General features: G+C 65.5%; 20 protein-coding genes. 17 read left to right on the top strand and 3 right to left on the bottom strand.

Annotated features, from left to right (window positions below; translation table 11 throughout):
* Positions 1-17: 17 nt before the first annotated feature.
* Complete coding sequence (erpA, locus tag QW863_RS03660; RefSeq protein ID WP_315711699.1) at positions 18-359, bottom strand: iron-sulfur cluster insertion protein ErpA; 342 nt, start codon at positions 357-359, stop codon at positions 18-20.
* 111 nt (positions 360-470) lie between these two features.
* Between erpA and QW863_RS03655 the strand changes: the two genes are divergently transcribed.
* From QW863_RS03655 to surE, 12 genes are all read left to right on the top strand, one after another.
* Entirely contained in the window at positions 471-1,637 is a 1,167-nt protein-coding gene (locus tag QW863_RS03655) for a deoxyguanosinetriphosphate triphosphohydrolase (RefSeq protein ID WP_315711700.1), read from the top strand.
* Positions 1,638-1,645: 8 nt separating this feature from the next.
* Positions 1,646-3,442 (top strand): arginine--tRNA ligase, encoded by a 1,797-nt coding sequence (argS, locus tag QW863_RS03650; protein WP_315711702.1) that lies wholly within the window; start codon positions 1,646-1,648, stop codon positions 3,440-3,442.
* 95 nt (positions 3,443-3,537) lie between these two features.
* Positions 3,538-5,088 carry an SPOR domain-containing protein gene (locus tag QW863_RS03645; protein WP_315711703.1) on the top strand — a complete coding sequence of 517 codons (1,551 nt, stop codon included), beginning with the start codon at positions 3,538-3,540 and terminating at the stop codon, positions 5,086-5,088.
* Positions 5,089-5,130: 42 nt separating this feature from the next.
* Positions 5,131-6,159, top strand: a complete 1,029-nt coding sequence (nagZ, locus tag QW863_RS03640; RefSeq protein WP_315711704.1) for a beta-N-acetylhexosaminidase — start codon at positions 5,131-5,133, stop codon at positions 6,157-6,159.
* A complete protein-coding gene (locus QW863_RS03635) occupies positions 6,156-6,995 on the top strand; it encodes a ScpA family protein (protein ID WP_315711705.1) in 840 nt (279 codons plus the stop codon). Before nagZ ends, QW863_RS03635 begins: the two co-directional genes overlap by 4 nt.
* Before the next feature lie 19 nt (positions 6,996-7,014).
* Positions 7,015-8,112, top strand: coding sequence for an SMC-Scp complex subunit ScpB (gene scpB / locus QW863_RS03630; protein WP_315711706.1), 1,098 nt, complete (start codon positions 7,015-7,017; stop codon positions 8,110-8,112).
* 282 nt (positions 8,113-8,394) lie between these two features.
* Positions 8,395-8,628, top strand: coding sequence for a twin-arginine translocase TatA/TatE family subunit (locus QW863_RS03625; protein ID WP_006614346.1), 234 nt, complete (start codon positions 8,395-8,397; stop codon positions 8,626-8,628).
* 112 nt (positions 8,629-8,740) lie between these two features.
* On the top strand, positions 8,741-9,268 hold the full coding sequence (gene tatB / locus QW863_RS03620; RefSeq protein ID WP_315711712.1) for a Sec-independent protein translocase protein TatB: 528 nt from the start codon (positions 8,741-8,743) through the stop codon (positions 9,266-9,268).
* A complete protein-coding gene (gene tatC, locus QW863_RS03615) occupies positions 9,265-10,080 on the top strand; it encodes a twin-arginine translocase subunit TatC (RefSeq protein WP_315711714.1) in 816 nt (271 codons plus the stop codon). The genes tatB and tatC overlap by 4 nt, the downstream gene beginning before the upstream one ends.
* Positions 10,081-10,206: 126 nt before the next feature.
* Positions 10,207-11,538 (top strand): serine--tRNA ligase, encoded by a 1,332-nt coding sequence (serS, locus tag QW863_RS03610; RefSeq protein ID WP_315711715.1) that lies wholly within the window; start codon positions 10,207-10,209, stop codon positions 11,536-11,538.
* 102 nt (positions 11,539-11,640) lie between these two features.
* Positions 11,641-11,991, top strand: a complete 351-nt coding sequence (locus QW863_RS03605; protein WP_315711716.1) for a hypothetical protein — start codon at positions 11,641-11,643, stop codon at positions 11,989-11,991.
* Between the two features lie 96 nt (positions 11,992-12,087).
* On the top strand, positions 12,088-12,855 hold the full coding sequence (gene surE, locus QW863_RS03600; RefSeq protein ID WP_315711718.1) for a 5'/3'-nucleotidase SurE: 768 nt from the start codon (positions 12,088-12,090) through the stop codon (positions 12,853-12,855).
* 8 nt (positions 12,856-12,863) lie between these two features.
* On the opposite strand, the gene QW863_RS03595 is transcribed toward surE, so the two are convergent.
* Complete coding sequence (locus QW863_RS03595) at positions 12,864-13,247, bottom strand: response regulator (RefSeq protein ID WP_315711720.1); 384 nt, start codon at positions 13,245-13,247, stop codon at positions 12,864-12,866.
* 267 nt (positions 13,248-13,514) lie between these two features.
* Here QW863_RS03595 and QW863_RS03590 point away from each other — a divergent pair, with 267 nt between their 5' ends.
* Positions 13,515-14,162 (top strand): protein-L-isoaspartate(D-aspartate) O-methyltransferase, encoded by a 648-nt coding sequence (locus QW863_RS03590; RefSeq protein ID WP_315712607.1) that lies wholly within the window; start codon positions 13,515-13,517, stop codon positions 14,160-14,162.
* 107 nt (positions 14,163-14,269) lie between these two features.
* Positions 14,270-15,724 (top strand): LysM peptidoglycan-binding domain-containing M23 family metallopeptidase, encoded by a 1,455-nt coding sequence (locus QW863_RS03585; protein WP_315711721.1) that lies wholly within the window; start codon positions 14,270-14,272, stop codon positions 15,722-15,724.
* A gap of 51 nt (positions 15,725-15,775) precedes the next feature.
* On the opposite strand, the gene QW863_RS03580 is transcribed toward QW863_RS03585, so the two are convergent.
* Positions 15,776-16,792 (bottom strand): ATP-binding protein, encoded by a 1,017-nt coding sequence (locus QW863_RS03580; RefSeq protein WP_315711723.1) that lies wholly within the window; start codon positions 16,790-16,792, stop codon positions 15,776-15,778.
* 203 nt (positions 16,793-16,995) lie between these two features.
* Between QW863_RS03580 and yajC the strand changes: the two genes are divergently transcribed.
* From yajC to secF, 3 genes are all read left to right on the top strand, one after another.
* Complete coding sequence (gene yajC, locus QW863_RS03575) at positions 16,996-17,364, top strand: preprotein translocase subunit YajC (protein ID WP_006614336.1); 369 nt, start codon at positions 16,996-16,998, stop codon at positions 17,362-17,364.
* Between the two features lie 88 nt (positions 17,365-17,452).
* A complete protein-coding gene (gene secD, locus QW863_RS03570) occupies positions 17,453-19,054 on the top strand; it encodes a protein translocase subunit SecD (protein WP_315711724.1) in 1,602 nt (533 codons plus the stop codon).
* Positions 19,055-19,062: 8 nt separating this feature from the next.
* Positions 19,063-20,076, top strand: a complete 1,014-nt coding sequence (gene secF / locus QW863_RS03565; protein WP_315711726.1) for a protein translocase subunit SecF — start codon at positions 19,063-19,065, stop codon at positions 20,074-20,076.
* The last annotated feature ends 15 nt before the right edge of the window (positions 20,077-20,091 follow it).

The following is a 20,091-nucleotide window of genomic DNA, read 5'->3' as shown; positions in this document are numbered from 1 at the left end:
CCGACAACGAGGGGACGCTAGACCGAGAAGCTGGTGCCGCAGCCGCAGGAGGCGGTGGCGTTGGGATTATTGACCCGGAACGAGGCGCCCATCAGGTCGTCGACGAAATCCACCTCCGAGCCGGCGAGGAATGGCACCGAGGCCGGATCGACCAGCACGACCGCGCGATCGCGCTCGATAACGAGATCGTCGTCGGCCTTGGCGCGGTCGATGTCGAACTTGTACTGGAAGCCGGAGCAGCCGCCGCCTTCGACCGAGATGCGCAGCATCGCGCCGGCGCTCTCCTTGCCGAGGATCTCTCCGATGCGGCGGGCGGCGCGTTCGCTGATGGTGACGGGGCCGGTCGAGGCATCAGTCATGGCAGGAGGTCTCCGAGGTAGCGCGTCATGCCCTATTCATTTGGTGCCGGGCGCTCCCCATAGTTAAGTGGGCTCCGCCGAGGAATCAAACCGCAAAAGGAACAATCGCCCGTGTCGGTCGGAATGGCTGCCCCCCGCGCTCCCTATTCCTGCGATCCCGATCGCAGCCGGGGCCGCCTGTTCGCCGAGCCGCCGTCCCGGACCCGCAGCGCGTTCCGCAGGGATTGCGACCGCGTCATCCATTCGACCGCCTTCCGCCGGCTGAAGCACAAGACCCAGGTGTTCGTCTTCCACGAAGGCGACCACTACCGCACCCGCCTGACCCATTCTTTGGAAGTGGCCCAGATCGCCCGCGCGCTGGCCCGGCAGTTCGGCCTCGACGAGGACCTGACGGAGACGCTGGCCTTGGCGCATGATCTCGGCCATCCGCCGTTCGGCCATGCCGGCGAGCGCGCGCTGAACCGCTGCATGGCGGACCATGGCGGCTTCGACCACAATGCCCAGACATTGCGCATCGTCACGTCGTTCGAGCAGCGCTACCCGGATTTCGACGGACTCAACCTGACCTGGGAATCGCTCGAGGGCATCGTCAAGCACAACGGGCCGTTGCAGGAGCCGATCCCGCCGGGAATCGCCGAGTTCAATACCCGGTTCGACCTGGAGCTGTGGAGCTACGCCTCGCTCGAGGCCCAGGTCGCGGCGCTCGCGGACGACATCGCCTATGACGCCCACGACATCGACGACGGGCTGCGGGCCGGCCTGTTCACGGTCGACGACCTCAAGGAAATTCCCCTGCTGGCCGCGATGATCGCCGAGATCGATCGCCAATATCCGGCGCTCGATCCGATCCGGCGCGGCGCCGAGCTGGTGCGCGAGCTGATCTCCTACCTGATCGCCGCCGTGGCGGCCGAGGCCGAGCGCCGGATCGCGCGGGCGCAGCCGATGTCGCCTCACGACATCAGGCGGCACAGCGGGCCGCTGGTGGCATTTCCGGCCGATGTGGCCGAGCATGAGGCGACCATCAAGGGGTTTCTCTGGCAGCGGATGTACCGCCATGAGCGGGTGATGCGGGTGATGCGCGACGCCGAGCGCATCGTCGCCGACCTGTACGGCCGCTACCATGAGGACGGTTCGACGCTGCCCGCGGGCTGGCTGGACGGTTGCGACGGCGAGGGCGATCGGGCTCGCCGCATCGGCCATTTTATCGCCGGAATGACGGACCGTTTCGCCTTAACGGAGCACCACCGGCTTTTTGACTCGACTCCGGATTTGCGTTAGGCGGCGGCATGGTTGAACAAGCGTCCACCCCCTATCTTTTCGCCGACATGCTGGCCCGCGTGCACGCGATCTGCGCCGCGCTCGCCAAGGATGGCGGCTGGCCCGAGGGCATCGATTTTTCGCGCGTGGTCGTCGAGCCGCCGCGCGACCCGAGCCATGGCGACATGGCCACCAACGCGGCGATGGTGCTCGCCAAGGAGGCGAAGGCCAAGCCGCGTGATCTCGCCGAGCAGATCGCCCAGCGCCTGCGCGAAGATGCGCTGGTGGCGAAGGTCGACGTCGCCGGTCCGGGTTTCATCAATCTCACTTTGCAGCCGACGGTTTGGGCGAAGGCGCTGGCGACGATCCTGCGCGAAGGCGCCGCCTACGGCCGCGTTGCGCCGGTGCCCGGCGCGCCGAAGGTGAACGTCGAGTACGTGTCGGCCAATCCGACCGGGCCGATGCATGTCGGGCACTGCCGCGGCGCGGTGTTCGGCGATGCGCTATGCAGCCTGCTGCAGTTCGCCGGCCGCGATGTCACGCGCGAGTACTACATCAACGACGCCGGCGCGCAGGTCGACGTACTCGCGCGCTCCGCCTTCCTCAGATATCGCGAGGCGCTCGGCGAGGACATCGGCGCCATTCCGGAAGGGCTCTATCCCGGCGACTATCTCAAGCCGGTCGGGCAGGCGCTCGCGGCCGAGCACGGCGACAAGCTCAAGGCGCTCGCTGAGACCGAGTGGCTGCCGATCGTGCGCGACAAGGCGATCGCGATGATGATGGCCGAGATCAAGGATGATCTCGCCGCGCTCAACATCCGTCATGACGTGTTCTTTTCGGAACGCTCGCTGATTGCAGGCAGCACCAACAAGGTTGCCGACACGATCGAGTTCCTGCGCGAGCGGGGCGACGTGTATGAAGGCCGTCTGCCGCCGCCCAAGGGCGCGCCGGTGGAGGATTGGGAGGATCGCGAGCAGCTTCTGTTCCGCGCCACGGCCTATGGCGACGACGTTGATCGGCCGCTGATCAAGTCGGACGGCAGCTACACCTATTTCGCCTCCGACATTGCCAACCACCGGCACAAGTTCGAGCGCGGCTTCGCCGACCTGATCGACGTGTTCGGCGCCGATCACGGCGGCTACATCAAGCGCATGCAGGCGGCGGTGAAAGCGGTGACGGCCGGACAGGCCGTGCTCGACGTCAAGGTCGTGCAGCTCGTCAAGCTGTTGCGCAATGGCGAGCCGGTGAAGATGTCGAAGCGCTCCGGCGACTTCGTCACCTTGCGGGAAGTTGTTGATGAAGTGGGGCGCGATGCGGTCCGTTTCATGATGCTCTACCGCAAGAACGACGCCGTGCTCGATTTCGACCTCGCCAAGGTCATCGAGCAGTCGCGCGACAATCCCGTGTTCTATGTCCAGTATGGCCACGCGCGGGGGCATTCGATCTTTCGCAATGCGCGGGAGAGCCTCCAGGACCTGCCGGAGGACGAGGGGGCGCGGTTAGCGTTCCTCCGCGAGGCCAACCTCGAAAAACTCTCCGACTCGGCCGAACACGACCTCTTGAAACGCCTGGCACTGTACCCACGTACGGTGGAGAGCGCAGCGCTGGCGCATGAGCCGCACCGGATCGCCTTCTACCTGTATGAACTTGCAAGCGAATTTCACGCCCTCTGGACGCGGGGGCGGGATTTGCCCTATTTACGCTTCATTATCGATGATGATGCAGAATTGACCAAGGCACGTTTGGCCATGGTTCAGGGCGTCGTCTCGGTTCTGGCGTCGGGACTTGCGATCTTGGGCGTTAATGCTCCTGATGCAATGCGCTGATTGGGGGAAACACACGACTTCAGTTGGGGGCCTCAATCTGGCAGGGTCCGCCTTAGGACGCATATGCGGCTCACCCGCAGGGACGCTTCATCACGATGGCTGATCGTTACCAGGACAGACCCTTTCCCGCTGATGGTTTTGGCCGTGGTGGAAACCAGCAGGCCGATGCCGATCCGCTCGCCGAACTCGCTCGCCTGATCGGGCAGAACGATCCTTTTGCCGCCTCGGGCCGGGCAACTCCGCAATCTCAACCGCGTCCGATGGCGCGCCCCGCGGCGCCCGCGCCGGAACAGCCGGTTCCCGGCATGCCTCCGGCCGGCGCTCCGGCCTGGATGCAACGTGCCCAGCCTGCCGCCGCCAACCCCTTCGCCGACATCGGCCGCGAGCCGCCGCAGCCCGCGCCTGCACCGCCGGCCTTTCCGGCGGGCTATCAGGATCCGCGCGGCCAGCCGGGTTTCCCGGACCAGGATTTCGCGCCCGCGCCCGCCCCCCGGCAGCAGCCGGGTTATCCGAACGCGGAGTTCGCCGATCAGTTGTCCAAGCTCGACTACAGCGTCGGGGAGTCGCGCCACGGGTTTGCCGAGAATGACCGCGACTACAACCGCGACAACGGCTTCGATGACAACGAGCCGGACTCCTCGCGCTATGACGATGCGCTGTTTGGGCAGATGGGCTCGGGACAGCAGGGGTTTCAGGGCGACAACGATTTCCAGGACGGCCAATACGGCTATCAGGACGGTTACGACGAGGGCGAGGAAGAGGAGCGGCCGCGGCGGCGCAGCGGCATGAGCACCGTGCTCGCGGTGCTGACCCTTGCGGTGGTCGGCACCGGCGGCGCCTACGGCTACAAGACCTACATCTCGTCCGGCCGTACCGGCGAGCCGCCGATCATTCGCGCCGACAACAGTCCGACCAAGATCATGGCCCAGCAGGATCCGACGCCGAAGGTGCCGGATCGTCTGCTCGGCAATGACGGCGGCGAGAAGCTGGTGTCCCGCGAGGAGACGCCGATGGATCTGAACGCCCGCGGCGGCAATCCGCGCGTGGTGTTCCCGCAGATGAACCAGAATGCGGCTCCGCCGCCGGTCAGCGCCGGGGCGGCCCCGATGTCGCAGATGGCCAACGCCAACGGCATTTTGCCCAACAGTGATCCGCGTCCGATCAAGACGCTGTCCGTGACGGGGGGCAATCAGGCTGCTGCGGCCGATCCGCCGATGCCGGCGACGCCTGCAACCAAGCCGGCGGCGACGCCGAAGGGCCGCAAATCGCCGGCCAACGCCAATGCGTCGGCCGCCAACGACAGTCCGATGCCGCTGACACCGCAGCCGGCCGCACCGGCGCGCATCGCTGCGGCCGTGCCGGTCACCGAGCAGACCCAGACCGATCGTACTGGCGGCTACCTGGTCTCGATCTCGTCGCAGGCCAGCGAGGCGGAGGCGATGTCGTCCTACAAGGCGGTGCAGGACAAGTACGGCGCCGTGCTGGGCAAATATGAGCCGATCATCAAGCGGATGGATCTGGGTGAGAAGGGCGGCGTTAGGTACCGCGCAGCCGTCGGGCCCTTCGCGACGAAGGAAGAGGCCAACAAGATGTGCGGATCGTTGAAAACTGCCGGCGGACAGTGTTTCCCGTTTAGCAACAATTAAGGCCTGCTTGACCGCCCCCGAGGCGGGGTCTATGCGGCCCGCATGACCATGCGGGCTTTCATCACCGGCATCTCCGGGCCTGATCTCACCGACGCCGAGCGCGCGTTCATCGGCGAGTCCAGGCCCTGGGGCTTCATCCTGTTCAAGCGCAACGTCCAGTCACCCGCCCAAGTGACTGCGCTGGTTGAGGAATTAAGGGCCTGCGTCGGCCGCGCCGACGCTCCGGTCCTGATCGACCAAGAGGGTGGCCGGGTGCAGCGGCTGGGGCCGCCGCATTGGCCGGCCTATCCCGCCGGCGTGGTGTTCGACCGTCTCTACGATCTTGATTCGGCCGCAGGTCGCCGTGCCGCCTGGCTCAGCGCGCGCCTGATCGCCGCCGACCTAGTCGCGCTCGGCATCACCGTGGATTGCCTGCCGCTCGCCGACGTCCCTGTCGCCGGCGCCGATGCCGTGATCGGGGATCGAGCCTATGGCACGACGCCAGAAAAGGTGGCGGCGATCGCCCGGGCGGTGACGGAGGGGCTGGAGCAGGGCGGCGTGCTGCCGGTGCTGAAGCACATTCCGGGGCATGGTCGGGCCACCGCCGACACCCATTTCCGGCTGCCGACCGTGGACGCGCCAGAAGCGGAGCTCGACGCAACCGATTTCGCCGCGTTCAGGCTGCTGGCCGACCTCCCGATGGCGATGACTGCACATGTTGTGTTTAGCGCGATCGACGCCGCCCATCCGGCCACGACTTCTGCGACAATGATCGAACGGGTGATTCGCAAACGGATCGGGTTCCAGGGTTTGTTGATGAGTGATGACGTTTCCATGAACGCGTTGGCCGGATCGATCGCCGAGCGCACGCGTGCGATCGTGGCGGCTGGCTGCGACATGGTTCTGCATTGCAACGGCAAGCTCGACGAGATGCAGGCCGTGGCCGCCGAGACACCTGAGCTTGAAGGGCAGGCTCTGATCCGCGCCGATCGCGCGCTTGCGGCGCGCAAGGCACCCACAGGCTTCGATCGTGACGCCGCGCGCGGCGAGCTCGACGCCTTGATCAACCGGCTGGGATCCGCTAGCGCATGACCGCTGAAATTCTGTCGTTTGAAACCGGCCGTCCCACGACGGAGCTGGCCGAGGCCGAACCGGCGTTGGTCGTCGACGTCGAGGGCTACGAGGGTCCGCTCGACCTGCTGCTCGCGCTGGCGCGGCAGCAGAAGGTCGACCTTGCCAAGATCTCCATCCTGGCGCTCGCCGACCAATATCTCCAGTTCATCGAGGCTGCCCGCAAGATCCGGCTGGAGCTCGCCGCCGACTATCTCGTGATGGCGGCCTGGCTCGCTTTTCTGAAGTCGCGTCTCCTGTTGCCCGAGCCGCCAGCGCAAGAAGGTCCGAGCGCCGAGGAGATGGCCACGGCACTTGCCAACCGGCTGCGCCGGCTGGAGGCGATCCGCGAAGCCGCCAATCGCCTGATGAACCGGCCCCAGTTCCAGCGTGACGTGTTCCCGCGCGGCAACCCGGAGGCCATAGCGGAGGTTCGTCGTCCCAAGTTCACCGCGACCCTGTTCGACCTGCTGTCGGCCTATGCCATCCAGCGGCAGTCGCGCGTCGTCACGTCCGTTCATATGGCCAAGCGCACAGTCTGGTCGCTTGCCGAGGCCCGCGCCACGCTCGAGCGTCTGGTCGGTATGACCGAGGTCTCGGACGATTGGGGATGTCTCGACGACTACCTGCTGGACTACGTCGTCGAGCCTGCACAGAAGGCCACCGTCTTCGCATCGAGCTTTGCGGCCGTCCTCGAGCTGGTTCGCGAAGGCAAGCTCGAGCTGAACCAGAAGCAGGCGTTCGCGCCGCTGTACTTTCGTAAGCGTCCACCGATCCAGCCCGGCGCCATGGCTGCGCCGGACTTGACGGTTGAGTAACGAACAAGGAGACCCTGCCATGGCAAGCTTGGCGGAACTGCGCATGGAAGAGCCCGACGAGATCGCGATCGAGCCTGTAGCGCGCCCCGAAGAGTTGCGCATCCTCGAGGCTCTCCTGTTTGCCTCGGCCGAGCCGCTTGAGCAGGCTGCGCTCGCCAAGCGTATGCCTGAAGGTGTCGACATCAAGGCCGCACTGGCGCAGCTGCAGGCGGAGTACGCCAATCGCGGCGTCAATCTCGTGCGCGTCGCCAACAAGTGGACCTTCCGTACCGCCGGCGACCTCGCCTGGCTGATGACGCGCGAGAGCACCGAGACGCGCAAGCTGTCGCGCGCGGCGATCGAAGTTCTGGCCATCGTTGCCTATCACCAGCCGGTGACGCGTGCCGAGATCGAAGAGATCCGCGGCGTCGTCACCTCCAAGGGAACGCTGGACGTTCTGCTGGAGACCGGCTGGATCAAGCCGCGGGGGCGCCGCAAGACGCCGGGCCGTCCGTTGACCTTCGGAACCACCGATGCGTTCTTGGCTCAGTTCAGCCTGGAGACCCTGGGCGATCTGCCTGGCCTGGAAGAGCTGAAGGGAACCGGCCTGCTGGATTCCCGGCTGCCGACCGGCTTCACCGTCCCGACGCCATCGGACGATCCGACGCTGCGGGAGGACGAGGAGCCGCTGGATCCGGGCGATCTCGACCTGGCGCTTGCGCCGGCGGTGGAGGCCGAGCCTGGCGAGGCCGAAGCCGCGGAAGACGAAACGGCCGAGATGGAAACGGTCGCAGCCGGCACGGTTGCGGCCGAGGTCGCCGAAGGCCAGATGGCGACCGCTGAGGCCGCCGTTCGGGACGACACCTCGTCGCAGGTCGCCGTTGGCGATCTGGAACTGCCGGGCGCCGATGCGGAAACCGAGATCACCGAGGTGGACTTGGCCGTCGAGCAGATCGAGGTCGGGCCGGACGACGAGGCCGTTATCGAGCTCGTCGAGCTGTCTGCCGACGCTGACGCTGACGCTCAGGCAGACGACGAGTCAGAGGCAGAGGCCGAGGTCGACGCGGCGGATGAGGAGATCGACGCGGCCGATGACGCGCACGACCGCGATACCGACGACGACGGCTCGCCGCGCTAAAGCTAGCGGCCGGGGCAGTTGACACTCGCGTTATTACGTAGGTCCGGCCGCGAATTGTCGGACCTTAAGTGCTTGTTTTTGGGGGCGTTGGCGCCTACCTTCCGGCCAGATCGGGCTGTCCGCGGGCCGCTTTCGGCTGATGCGCCGCGTTCGTGTTGATGTTTCGCAATCGAATGCTAGAAGCGAAGTGTCGCGGTCAAGTCCATGGATATGACGCGGTTTCGGCGGTAGCGTCGACGGGCAGTCGGGTGAAGGCTGCGCCGGTGTTTGGAGGGTTGCAGGATGGGTTCGCTTAGCATTTGGCACTGGATCGTCGTGATCGCGGTCGTCCTGCTGTTGTTCGGGCGCGGCAAGATTTCCGATCTGATGGGCGACGTCGCGCAGGGCATCAAGGCGTTCAAGAAGGGCATGCAGGACGACGACAAGGCGCCGGAGAAGACCGAGCCCGTCAAGTCGATCGATCACGGCGCCACGCCTTCGGCCACCCGCACGGATGTCGGCAGCAAAGCCGTTTGATCTGCGCGTGAAAGGCGCCGGCGGCGCGCTCCCGCAGGGACGGCACCGGGACCTGTTCAGACAGGCCCGGATAGGCGGGATCAGAGGCGTCGTCGCGTAGGCGGATTGTTTCATGTTCGATATCGGCTGGAGTGAGCTGCTCGTCATTGGGGTCGTCGCGTTGATCGCGATCGGTCCCAAGGAGCTTCCGGGCGTCCTGCGCATGGTCGGGCAATGGATCGGCAAGGCGCGCCGGATGGCCTCGGAGTTCCAGGGCCAGTTCCAGGAGGCGATGCGCGAAGCGGAGATGGCCGACCTCAAGAAGAGCTTCGATGAGGTCCGCGAGGCGGCCAGCGGTTTCACCCCGACCGGCGTGATCTCCTCCTTGCAGCGCGACGTCGACAAGGCTCTCGATATCGAGGGGATCGACAAGCCCGCCGAGCCGGCGCCCGCATCGGATGTGGCTGCTGCTTCGCCCGAGCCTCCTGTGATGACCCCGACCACCCCCGAACCTCCAGTGGCCGAGACCTTCGCAGAGGCTGAAGTCCATCAATCCGTGGGCGAGCCGCTGGCGATCGTCCGTGAAATCAAACCCGAGCCACAGCCTGAAATGTCTGCGTCAGCAGAAGCTGACCGCCCGAAGGACGCCAAAGCGTCATGACCGTCGAAGATATCGAGGCCAGCAAGGCCCCGTTGATGGACCACTTGATCGAGCTGCGGTCGCGGCTGATCAAGGCGCTGATCGGCTTCGGCGTGGCCTTCATCTTCTGCTTCTTTTTCGCCAAGCAGATCTACAACATCCTGGTGCTGCCGTTCGTCTGGGTCGCAGGTGCCGAGAACAGCAAGTTCATCTACACCCAGCTGCTCGAATATTTCATCACGCAGTTGAAGCTCGCGATGTTCGGCGCTGGTTTCATCTCGTTCCCGATCATCGCGACCCAGATCTACAAGTTCGTGGCGCCGGGGCTGTATCGCCACGAACGCAATGCTTTCCTACCCTACTTGATAGCGACCCCCGTCTTCTTCGTCCTCGGCGCCATGCTGGTCTATTTTGCGGTGTGGCCGATGATCGTGCGCTTCTCACTGGGCATGCAGCAGCTCGGCGGCCCCGAGACGGCGCAAATCGCGCTGATGCCCAAGGTCGGTGAATATCTGTCGCTGATGATGTCGCTGATCTTCGCCTTCGGTATCGCGTTCCAGCTCCCGGTCATCCTGACCCTGCTCGGCCGCATCGGCATCGTCACCTCGCAGATGCTGAAGGAGAAGCGGCGCTATTTCATCGTGATCGCCTTCATCATCGCCGCCGTGCTGACCCCGCCGGACGTGCTCAGCCAGGCCTCGCTGGCGCTGCCGCTGCTGGCGCTCTACGAGGGCGCGATCATCGCGGTCGGCATCGTCGAGAAGCAGGCGGCTGCGGCCAAGTCCGGCTCGTCGTCCGGCTCGGGGAATCTCCCGGCCAACCCTTCCGAATAGAACGGTTGCGCTCGGGGACATCCCAGGGCGTTGCCTGTTCCCATCCGGCGCCATTCGCGGTAGTGCAGGCCGGCCCGCGAGCCCAGGCGACTCGCCGATACTCTTCGTTCCCAGGACCGAACGACCATGCACGACATCAGATCGATCCGTGACAATCCGCAAGGTTTCGATGTGGCGCTGACGCGCCGGGGTCTGGCACCGCTGTCGTCGCATCTGCTCGCCATCGACGAGCGGCGGCGTGCGGCGATCCTGGCCTCCGAGCAGGCCCAGGCCCGGCGCAACGCCGCCTCCAAGGAGATCGGCGAGGCCAAGAAGGCCAAGGATGACGCGCGCGCATCGGCGCTGATGGACGAGGTCGCCAAGCTCAAGACCACCATGCCGGAGCTGGAGGCAGCCGCGAAGCAGGCGGATGAGGAGCTGGCGCGCGAGCTCTCGGCGATTCCCAATTTGCCGCTCGACGAGGTGCCGGACGGCAAGGACGAGCACGACAATGTCGAGCGCCACATGTTCGGCGCCCGGCGCAACTACGCCTTCGCGCTGAAGCCGCATGATGATCTCGGTGCGGCTCTTGGCACCATGGACTTCGAATCGGCTGCGAAGCTGTCGGGCGCGCGCTTCGTCGTGCTGAAGAGGGGCCTGGCGCGGCTTGAGCGCGCGCTCGGGCAGTTCATGCTCGATCTTCATACCAATGAGCACGGCTACACCGAGATCAATCCGCCGCTGCTGGTACGCAACGATGTCATGTTCGGTACCGGCCAATTGCCGAAATTCGAGGACGACCAGTTCTGGGCCGTGAAGGGCGAGCTGATTGCAGAGCCGGATGATCGCCTCAAGACCGAGCGGCTCGGTCTCATTCCAACTGCCGAGGTGGCCCTGACCAATCTGGTGCGCGAGTCCATCGTCGACGAGAAGGAGTTGCCGATGCGGCTCACGGCGCTGACGCCGTGCTTTCGCGCCGAGGCGGGCGCGGCCGGCCGCGACACCCGCGGCATGATCCGTCAGCATCAGTTCACCAAGGTCGAGCTGGTCTCGATCACGACGCCGGAGACCAGCAAGGACGAGCACGAGCGCATGCTGGCCTGCGCCGAGGAAGTGCTGCGCCGGCTCGATCTGCACTATCGAGTCATCACGCTGTGCACCGGCGACATGGGCTTCTCCTCGCAGAAGACCTACGACATCGAGGTCTGGATGCCCGGGCAGGGCGATGGCGGCGCCTTCCGCGAGATCTCCAGCTGTTCGGTGTGCGGCGACTTCCAGGCGCGCCGCATGGATGCACGCTATCGCGGAAGCGATGGCAAGCCGCGCTTCGTGCACACGTTGAACGGTTCGGGCACGGCTGTCGGCCGTGCGCTGATCGCGGTGATGGAGACCTATCAGCAGGCCGACGGCTCGATCGCCGTCCCCGATGTGCTGCAGCCCTATATGGGCGGCCTCAAGGTGGTGGCCGCGGAGCCATAGCGCCGCGGCAAATTGCATCCGCTCAGGTCGCCGCCATTGCGTGCGCGCCGGCGGGTCGTATCCTCGGTTCTGTTCAGCAATTGCTTTTCAGATACCGGCATCATGGCTCTGCATCGGGATATTTTCTGGATCGGACGGCAATGGGCCGTCACCGGCTCCGGCATCCAGGCGGTCGATCAGCGCCTGAAGGGAGCATTCGATATCGAATCCTCAAGGGTCTGGGACGAGGGCCTGCACGACTCGCTGCGCGATCAGGCTTGGTTCAACCCCGTCGACTTCGAGAAGGCATTGAGTGTCGCGCGGGCCCGGTTTGCGGCAGTGCCGCGGACGGAGCCGTCAGCGGTGCCGGCGCCTCCTGTCCAGCAGGCGCCCGGCGCATCCAGCCTACCGTTGAGGCTGGGCACACGAGGGCAGCTCGCCAGGTTCCTGCCGCAGTGGCGGATCCGGCATTGACCGGGTGATGCCGCAGCGCGCTCAGGTTTGCCTCGATGCTGCACAGCAGATAAGACACCCCCCGAACGATGCTTTCGAAGGGACGGAAGGTTGGCCATGCGGATTCTCTGCACTAATGACGACGGAATCCATGCGCCGGGTCTCAAGGTGATCGAGGAGATCGGACGCGCCCTGTCCGACGACGTCTGGATCGTGGCTCCCGAACTGGACCAGAGCGGCGTGTCCCATTCACTCTCGCTCAATGACCCCCTGCGGCTGCGTGAGGTCGGCCCGCGGCATTTCGCGGTGCGCGGCACGCCGACCGACTGCGTCATCATGGGATCCCGTCATATCCTGGGGGCGAAGCTGCCCGACGTGGTGCTGTCCGGCGTCAACAAGGGCCGCAACGTTGCCGAGGACGTGGTCTATTCGGGCACCATCGCCGGCGCGCTCGAAGGCACCATTCTCGGTCTGCCGTCGTTTGCCCTGTCGCAGGAATTCAGCGTCGCAACGCGTGACAAGCCGTCTTGGGACACCGCGCTCAAATTCGGCCCGCAGATCGTGCGCAAGGTGCTCGAAGCCGGCGTGCCGAGGAATACAGTGATCAACGTCAACTTCCCCGCCTGTGCACCGGAAGAGGTCAGGGGCGTCGTGGTCACCCGCCAGGGCAAGCGCAATCTGGGCTTCTTGAAAGTCGATGAGCGGCGCGACGGCCGCGGCAACCCCTATTTCTGGATTGGCTTCGACCGGGCTGCCTCGCTCGATGTGCCCGACGAGGGGACGGACCTCGCAGCTCTCGCGGCGCGCTACGTATCAGTGACCCCGCTTCGCCTGGATCGCACGGACGAGGCGTTCTCCGGCAAGCTCAGCGACATTCTCGGCTGAAGCGCCTTCTACCCCTGTGGCCCAGCGCCACGCAGGGCATGGTCGATCGCCTTTCCGAGCGTCTCGAGCTGGAATGGCTTCTGCAGGGCCGGCCGGTCGCGATATTCTTCCGGCAACCCCGACGAGCCGTAGCCGGTTGCGAAGATGAAGGGACGGTTGCGCGCCTTGATGAGATCGGCCACCGGCGAGATGACCTTGCCGTTGACGTTGACGTCGAGAATGGCGACGTCGAAATAGGTGCTCTCGGCCAGCCGCATCGCTTCGCCGATTTCGCCGGCTTCGGCCGCGACGGTGTAGCCGAGCTCTTCCAGCATGTCGGCGACCATCATTCGGATCATGACTTCGTCTTCAACCAAAAACACAGAGCCGCGCGGCGGCCGCGGTGCAGTCATGATGTCAGTCCTTGCCCATACCCGATTTGACGCTCGCAAATAACGGCTTATGGCGCAACGTCAACAATGTCGTCTTTCACGGTCGTGCGGCGTGGGCACGATCGCCCATAAGGTGAACGAACCGGACCCGACTTGGTTCCTTGTGCGGAACGCGGTCCGTCGTCGGGACCATGACGGTGCATCCGGTTGCGACGGGTGTGCGGAAAATCGGTGCGCAACCCTCGCCCGGCAGGTAAATTGCGCACGAGCCCACCAACCGACATCCCGATGCCCCCAGCTGCTCCTCCCGAGAAAATGATGTTTCAGCTGACCCTGCGTCGGCGGGGGATCAGCGATCAGGCGGTGTTGCGCGCGATGGAAGAGGTGCCGCGGGAGGAGTTCGTTCTGCCGGCCGACCGCCCGGAGGCCTATCGCGACAGCGCGATGGCGATCGCCTGCGGGCAGACCATCAGCCAGCCCTTCGTCGTCGCCTACATGACCGAGCAGCTCAAGCTGCAGAAGTCCCATCGTGTACTCGAAATCGGGACGGGGTCAGGATACCAGGCCGCGATTCTGTCCAGGCTGGCCACCAACGTCCTGACGGTGGAGCGCTTCCGGACATTGGCCGACAAGGCCAGGGAGCGGTTGGAGAAGCTCGGCTGCTTCAATGTCGAGGTCATGCTCGGCGATGGCTACGCGCTGCCGCCGGGGGGCGGCCAATTCGACCGCATCATCGTAACGGCGGCGATGGACGAGATTCCCCAGAGCCTGCTCGACCGGCTGGAGCCGGACGGTATCCTGATCGCGCCGGTCGGGCCGCAACACGGGGTGCAGACGCTCGTCAGGAGCACGCGGACGGGTGATCGTTTCGACCGAAAGGAGCTCGTCGACGTGCGATTTGTGCCGGCAATTCCGGGGATTGCGCGCGAACTTTAAACGTGCGGATCAGCAGGCCGCACAACGCTTTATTCGCGGCTTAAGCGCTTATTTACCGCGGCTGTGTTTACTCGAATTCGTTGTTTGTTGCGTACGAGTGAGTAACCATGCCCGCCACTGTCGAGTTGCTTCGCTCGCGCCGCCTGCCGCAAGTTGCGGCGTTGGCGCTGATGTCGTTCGGCGTCGCCGGCTGCAGCGCCGACATGTCGACGCGGCTGTCGCAGACGCAAAATCCGTTTTCAAACCCCTTTGCATCCGATTCCACCGGGTCGGTGCAGGCGCAGCCGCCCCGGCAGCACCAGCAATACAGCCAGTCCTACACGCCGGCTCCCGCGCCGGCGCCTGCCTATTCGTCCTCGGCGCTGCCGCCCCCGGCGGTCGGGGCTCCGCAATCCTATCCGACCGGTGGCGGCGCCGGAGGCATGTCGTCGGGCGGGCGCGGCGTCGCGTCCTATGCGCCACCCGCTGCGGTCCCCGTCGCGGCGCCCGCCGTCGCCGCACCTCCGGCCTATGCACAGCCCGCGCATTCCTATGCTCCGCCGGCCCAGCCGCGCCTCGAGACCACCGGCACCGTGCCGCCGCGTTCGGTCGCGGCCGCGCGTCCTGCCAGTGGCACCAAGATCATCGTCGGTACCAGCGATACGCTCGACATCCTCGCCAAGCGCTACCGCGTGACGCCGGCTGAGATCCTGGCTGCCAACGGCTACAAGGGCCCGCGCGCGTTGTCGCCAGGCCAGCAGCTGATCATTCCGCATCCTGGCGCGGTGGCGGCTGCGCCCGCGGCCCAGCCCGTTGCCGCCGCGCCAATGGTCGCGCCGAAGCCGGTGGCGGCCGTCGCACCGTCCACCGTCCATTTCGTCAACCGCGGCGAGACACTCGCCAGCATCGCCCGCCAGAATCATCTGACGGCGGCTGAGCTCGCCCGCGCCAACAATCTCGATCAGGCTTCGCCGCTCAAGCTCGGGACCAGGCTGACCGTCCCTGGCAGGGCCGTGGCGGCAGCTGCGCCGGTGGCTCCGGTCGCAACCGTTCCCCAGGCGGTTGCGACCGTGCCGGCGCCAGCGCCGACAACGCGGGTCGCGACGGCCGCCGGTCCGGTCCAGACCGCCCGCCTGGCCCAGGCCAATCCGGCGCCCGAGAAGGAGGAAGAGCCGGCACGGCCGGCCGAGACCACGAGCTCGCTGCCGACCTTCCGCTGGCCGGCGCGCGGCAAGGTGATCACCAGCTACGGCGCCAAGACCAACGGCAAGTCCAACGATGGCATCAACATCGCCGTGCCCGAGGGCACCCCGGTGAAGGCGGCCGAAGATGGCGTCGTCGCTTACGCCGGCAATGAATTGAAGGGTTATGGCAATCTGGTCCTGGTGCGGCATTCCAACGGCTATGTCACCGCATATGCCCATGCGAGTGAGCTGATGGTGAAGCGCGGTGATCCGATCAAGCGCGGCCAGGTCATTGCCAAGTCGGGTCAATCGGGAGAAGTCGGATCGCCGCAGCTCCACTTCGAGATCCGCAAGGGATCGTCTCCGGTTGACCCGCTGCAATTCCTCAACGGGGCGTGAGGTCCGGTCGTTTGACCTCACGCAATCGTGGACGACACAGGGCCGCGCAGATTACTGCGCGGCTTTTTGCGTTGTCAGCCGCACGCCGAGGCGGCCCGCCAGATCTTGCGTGAACTGCCACGCGACGCGGCCCGAGCGCGAGCCGCGCGTCGTGGCCCATTCCAGCGCCTCGCGCTCCAACTGATCCTCGGCGACTGCAATGTCGAAATGGCTGCAATAGCCTTTGACCATCGCGAGATATTCGTCCTGGCTGCACCGGTGGAAGCCGAGCCATAGGCCGAAACGGTCGGACAGTGAGACCTTTTCCTCGACCGCTTCACCCGGATTGATCGCGGTGGAGCGCTCGTTCTCGATCATGTCGCGGGCCAACAGATGGCGCCGGTTCGAGGTGGCGTAGAGAATGACGTTCTCCGGGCGTCCCTCGATGCCGCCTTCGAGCACGGCTTTCAGCGATTTGTAGGACGCATCATTGCCGTCGAACGACAGGTCGTCGCAGAACACGATGAAGTGGAACGGCGCGGCACGCAGGATGTCCATCAGCGCCGGCAGGCTCTCGATGTCCTCGCGGTGAATCTCGATCAGTTTCAGCCGGTCGGCCGGCTTGCGCGTGACGTTGATGCTGGCATGGGCGGCCTTCACCAGCGATGATTTGCCCATGCCGCGCGCGCCCCACAACAAGGCGTTGTTGGCCGGCAGGCCGTTGGCAAAGCGCTCGGTGTTCTCGATCAGGATGTCGCGCATCCGGTCGATGCCCTTGAGCAGGTCGATCTCGACACGGCTGACGCGCGGCACCGTCGAGAGCCGGCCGTTCGGATGCCAGACGAAGGCGTCGGCCGCGTTGAGGTCCAGCGCGGGCGTGGCACCCGCATGGGTTGTTGCCAGATGCGCGGCAATTGCTTCCAGCGCACGGGCAATCCGGTCAGCCGTATCATCGGAGGGGGGGCCGGCGGGACGTTTTGCCGCGATCTTTGGTGGCTTTTGCGCTGCAGGCCGGGGGCCTTTGGCGAGCGGTCTGAGGGCGTTTTTGGCGGAGGCGCGGGACGAGGCTTTGGCTGGTTTTTTCGACATGCTGCAAGTTCCTGATGGGGCAGCCATATCGGGCCTCGCCGGCTGCCGCAAGCGGGGCGAAATGAAGGGGCGGGGCGCCTTGCTATTGGGACTGCTGCCGCTATATTCCGCGCGAAATTCGCAAGAGGCCGGCCCGCGCCGAGACAAGCGTGGTTCGCCGGCTATTCCCGTCTCACCGGGCGCTGCCCACGAGGATCGACCACATGCTGATCACCCCTGCCTATGCCCAGGCCGCCGGCGCTGGCGACACCAACAGCATGCTGATGTCGCTGCTGCCGTTCGCGCTGATCTTCGTGATCATGTATTTCCTGATCCTGCGGCCGCAGCAGAAGAAGGTCAAAGAGCACGCCGATCTCGTCAAGAACGTCCGCCGCGGCGACACCATCGTGACCCAGGGCGGCCTGGTCGGCAAGGTGACCAAGGTCGTCGACGACGACCAGGTCGAGTTCGAGATCGCCGACGGCGTGCGCGTGCGCCAGATGCGCCAGATGATCACGGGCGTCCGCACCAAGGGCGAGCCCGCGAAGGCAGACGCAAAGGACGACAAGAAGGACGAGAAAGCCGCGAGCTGATCGCCGGCCTGGCCGGTCGAACGCCGGTCTTCGCTCTTTGTGATGTTCTGATTTTCCGGGCCGGCTACGGCCCTTACGGACAACCTCCATGTTGTATTTCACGCGGTGGAAGGCGCTGGGCATCATTCTCACGGCGCTCGTCGTGTGCCTGTGCGCGGTGCCCAACTTCTTCTCCGAAGCGACGGTCAAGACCTGGCCGGCCTGGGCGCAGCGCCGGCTGGTGCTCGGCCTCGATCTGCAGGGCGGCTCCTATCTGCTGCTCGAGGTCGACTCCAACTACATCAAGAAGGAGCGGCTCGATGCCGTGCGCGACGACGTTCGGCGTACGCTGCGCGATGCCAAGATCGGCTACACCGGATTGGTGAGCCGGGGTGATGGGGTCGAGGTCCGGATCACCAAGGAAAGCGACACGGGAACTGCGATCTCCAAGCTGCGCGATCTCTCGCAGCCGCTCGGCGGGCTGCTCGGCTCCAGCGGCCAGCGCAGCCTCGAAGTCAGCGATGCCGGCGGCGGACTGGTCCGGCTGACGATCCCGCCGGCGGCCATCACCGAACGCATCCGCCAGACCATCGAGCAGTCGATGCAGATCGTCGAGCGCCGCGTCAACGAGCTCGGCACCGTCGAGCCCGTGATCCAGCGCCAGGGCAACGATCGCATCCTGGTGCAGGTGCCGGGCTTGCAGGATCCGACGCAGCTCAAGAACCTGCTCGGGCGCACGGCCAAGATGGAATTCCGGATGGTCGACACCTCGGTGCCGGCGGATCAGGCGGTGCAGGGGCGGGTGCCGCCGGATTCCGAGGTGCTCCAGAGCGCATCGCCACCCAACCAGCCCTATGTCGTGAAGAAGCAGGTGCTTGTCTCCGGCGGTGATCTCTCCGATGCGCAGACCGGCTTCGACCAGCGCACCAACGAGCCGATCGTCACCTTCCGCTTCAACTCGGCCGGCTCGCGCAAGTTTGCGCAAGCCACCACCGAGAATGTCGGGCAGCCGTTCGCCATCGTCCTCGACAACAAGGTGATCTCGGCGCCGGTCATCCGCGAGCCGATCACTGGCGGCTCGGGCCAGATCTCCGGCAATTTCACCGTGCAGTCCGCCAACGAGCTCGCGATCCTGCTGCGCGCCGGCGCGCTGCCCGCGCCGCTGACGGTCATCGAGGAGCGCACCGTCGGTCCGGGCCTCGGCGCGGACTCGATCGCCAAGGGCGAGCTCGCCTCCTATGTCGGCTCGATCCTCGTCATCGTGTTCATGCTGCTGACCTACCGGCTGTTCGGCGTGTTCGCCAACATCGCCGTGGTGGTGAACGTCGCGATGATCTTCGGCGTGCTGTCGCTGCTCAATGCCACGCTGACCTTGCCGGGCATCGCCGGCATCGTGCTGACGGTCGGCATCGCCGTGGACTCCAACGTGCTGATCTATGAGCGCATCCGCGAGGAGCTGCGCGGCGGCCGCAATGCGATCTCGGCGATCGACGCCGGCTTCAAGCGCGCATTGGCGACCATTCTCGACTCCAACATCACCACCTTCATCGCCGCCGCCGTGCTGTTCTATATCGGCACCGGCCCCGTGCGCGGCTTCGCCGTGACCTTGGGCATCGGCATCCTCACCACGGTCTTCACCGCCTTCACGCTCACCCGTCTGATCGTCGCGGGGTGGGTGCGGTGGAAGCGGCCGCAAAGCGTGCCAATCTAGGAGCTACTGTGACACACTGGGTTCTCATCGGGCTTGGCATCCTGATCGCGGTGCTGACGGTGGTCAGCGCGCTCGGCCTGCTGCCGTCGCTGCGCATCGTTCCCGACGACACGCATTTCGATTTCACACAGTTCCGCCGCATCAGCTTTCCGATTTCTGCGGCGCTGTCGATCCTCGCGATCGTGCTGTTCTTCACCCATGGCTTGAACCTCGGCATCGATTTCCGCGGCGGCACCTTGCTCGAGGTGCGGGCCAAGTCCGGCACCGCCGACATTGCGGGGATGCGCGCGACGCTGGCGACCCTCGGTCTGGGCGAGGTGCAGCTGCAGCAGTTCGGCACTGCGGCCGATGCATCGGTTCTGATCCGAATTGCCGAACAGCCGGGCGGCGACGCCGCGCAGCAGGAGGCCGCGAACAAGGTGAAGGCGGCGATCGGCGATTCCGTAGAGTATCGCCGGGTCGAGGTGGTGGGGCCGCGCGTTTCCGGCGAGTTCCTGGCCGTCGGCATGCTCGGCCTGATGCTCGCGATCATCTCGATCCTGATCTATCTCTGGTTCCGGTTCGAATGGCAGTTCGCGCTCGGTGCCATGATCGCCAACGTCCACGACATCGTGCTGACGATCGGCTTCATGTCGATCAGCCAGGTCGATTTCGACCTCACCAGCATCGCGGCGCTGCTGACCATTCTCGGCTATTCGCTCAACGACACCGTCGTCATCTACGACCGTATCCGCGAGATGCTGCGGCGCTACAAGAAGATGCCGATGCCGCAGCTGCTCAACGAATCGATCAACTCGACCTTGTCGCGCTCGATCATCACGCACGTCACGGTGACCCTGGCGCTGCTGGCATTGCTCTTGTTCGGCGGCCCGGCGATCCACAGCTTCACCGCGGTGATGATGTTCGGCGTGGTGCTGGTCGGCACCTACACCTCGATCTTCATCGCCGCGCCGATCCTGATCTATCTCGGCGTCGGAACCGTTCGGGGTGATCAGGTCGACGAGCCGAAGAAGAAGCCCTGATCAGCCGTTGGACCC

This window comes from Bradyrhizobium sp. SZCCHNR1017, from assembly GCF_032381375.1.
Classification (GTDB): Bacteria; Pseudomonadota; Alphaproteobacteria; order Rhizobiales; family Xanthobacteraceae; genus Bradyrhizobium.
The sequence above is the reverse complement of the archived record's forward strand: the minus strand, read 5'-3'. Positions and strand labels throughout refer to the sequence as shown.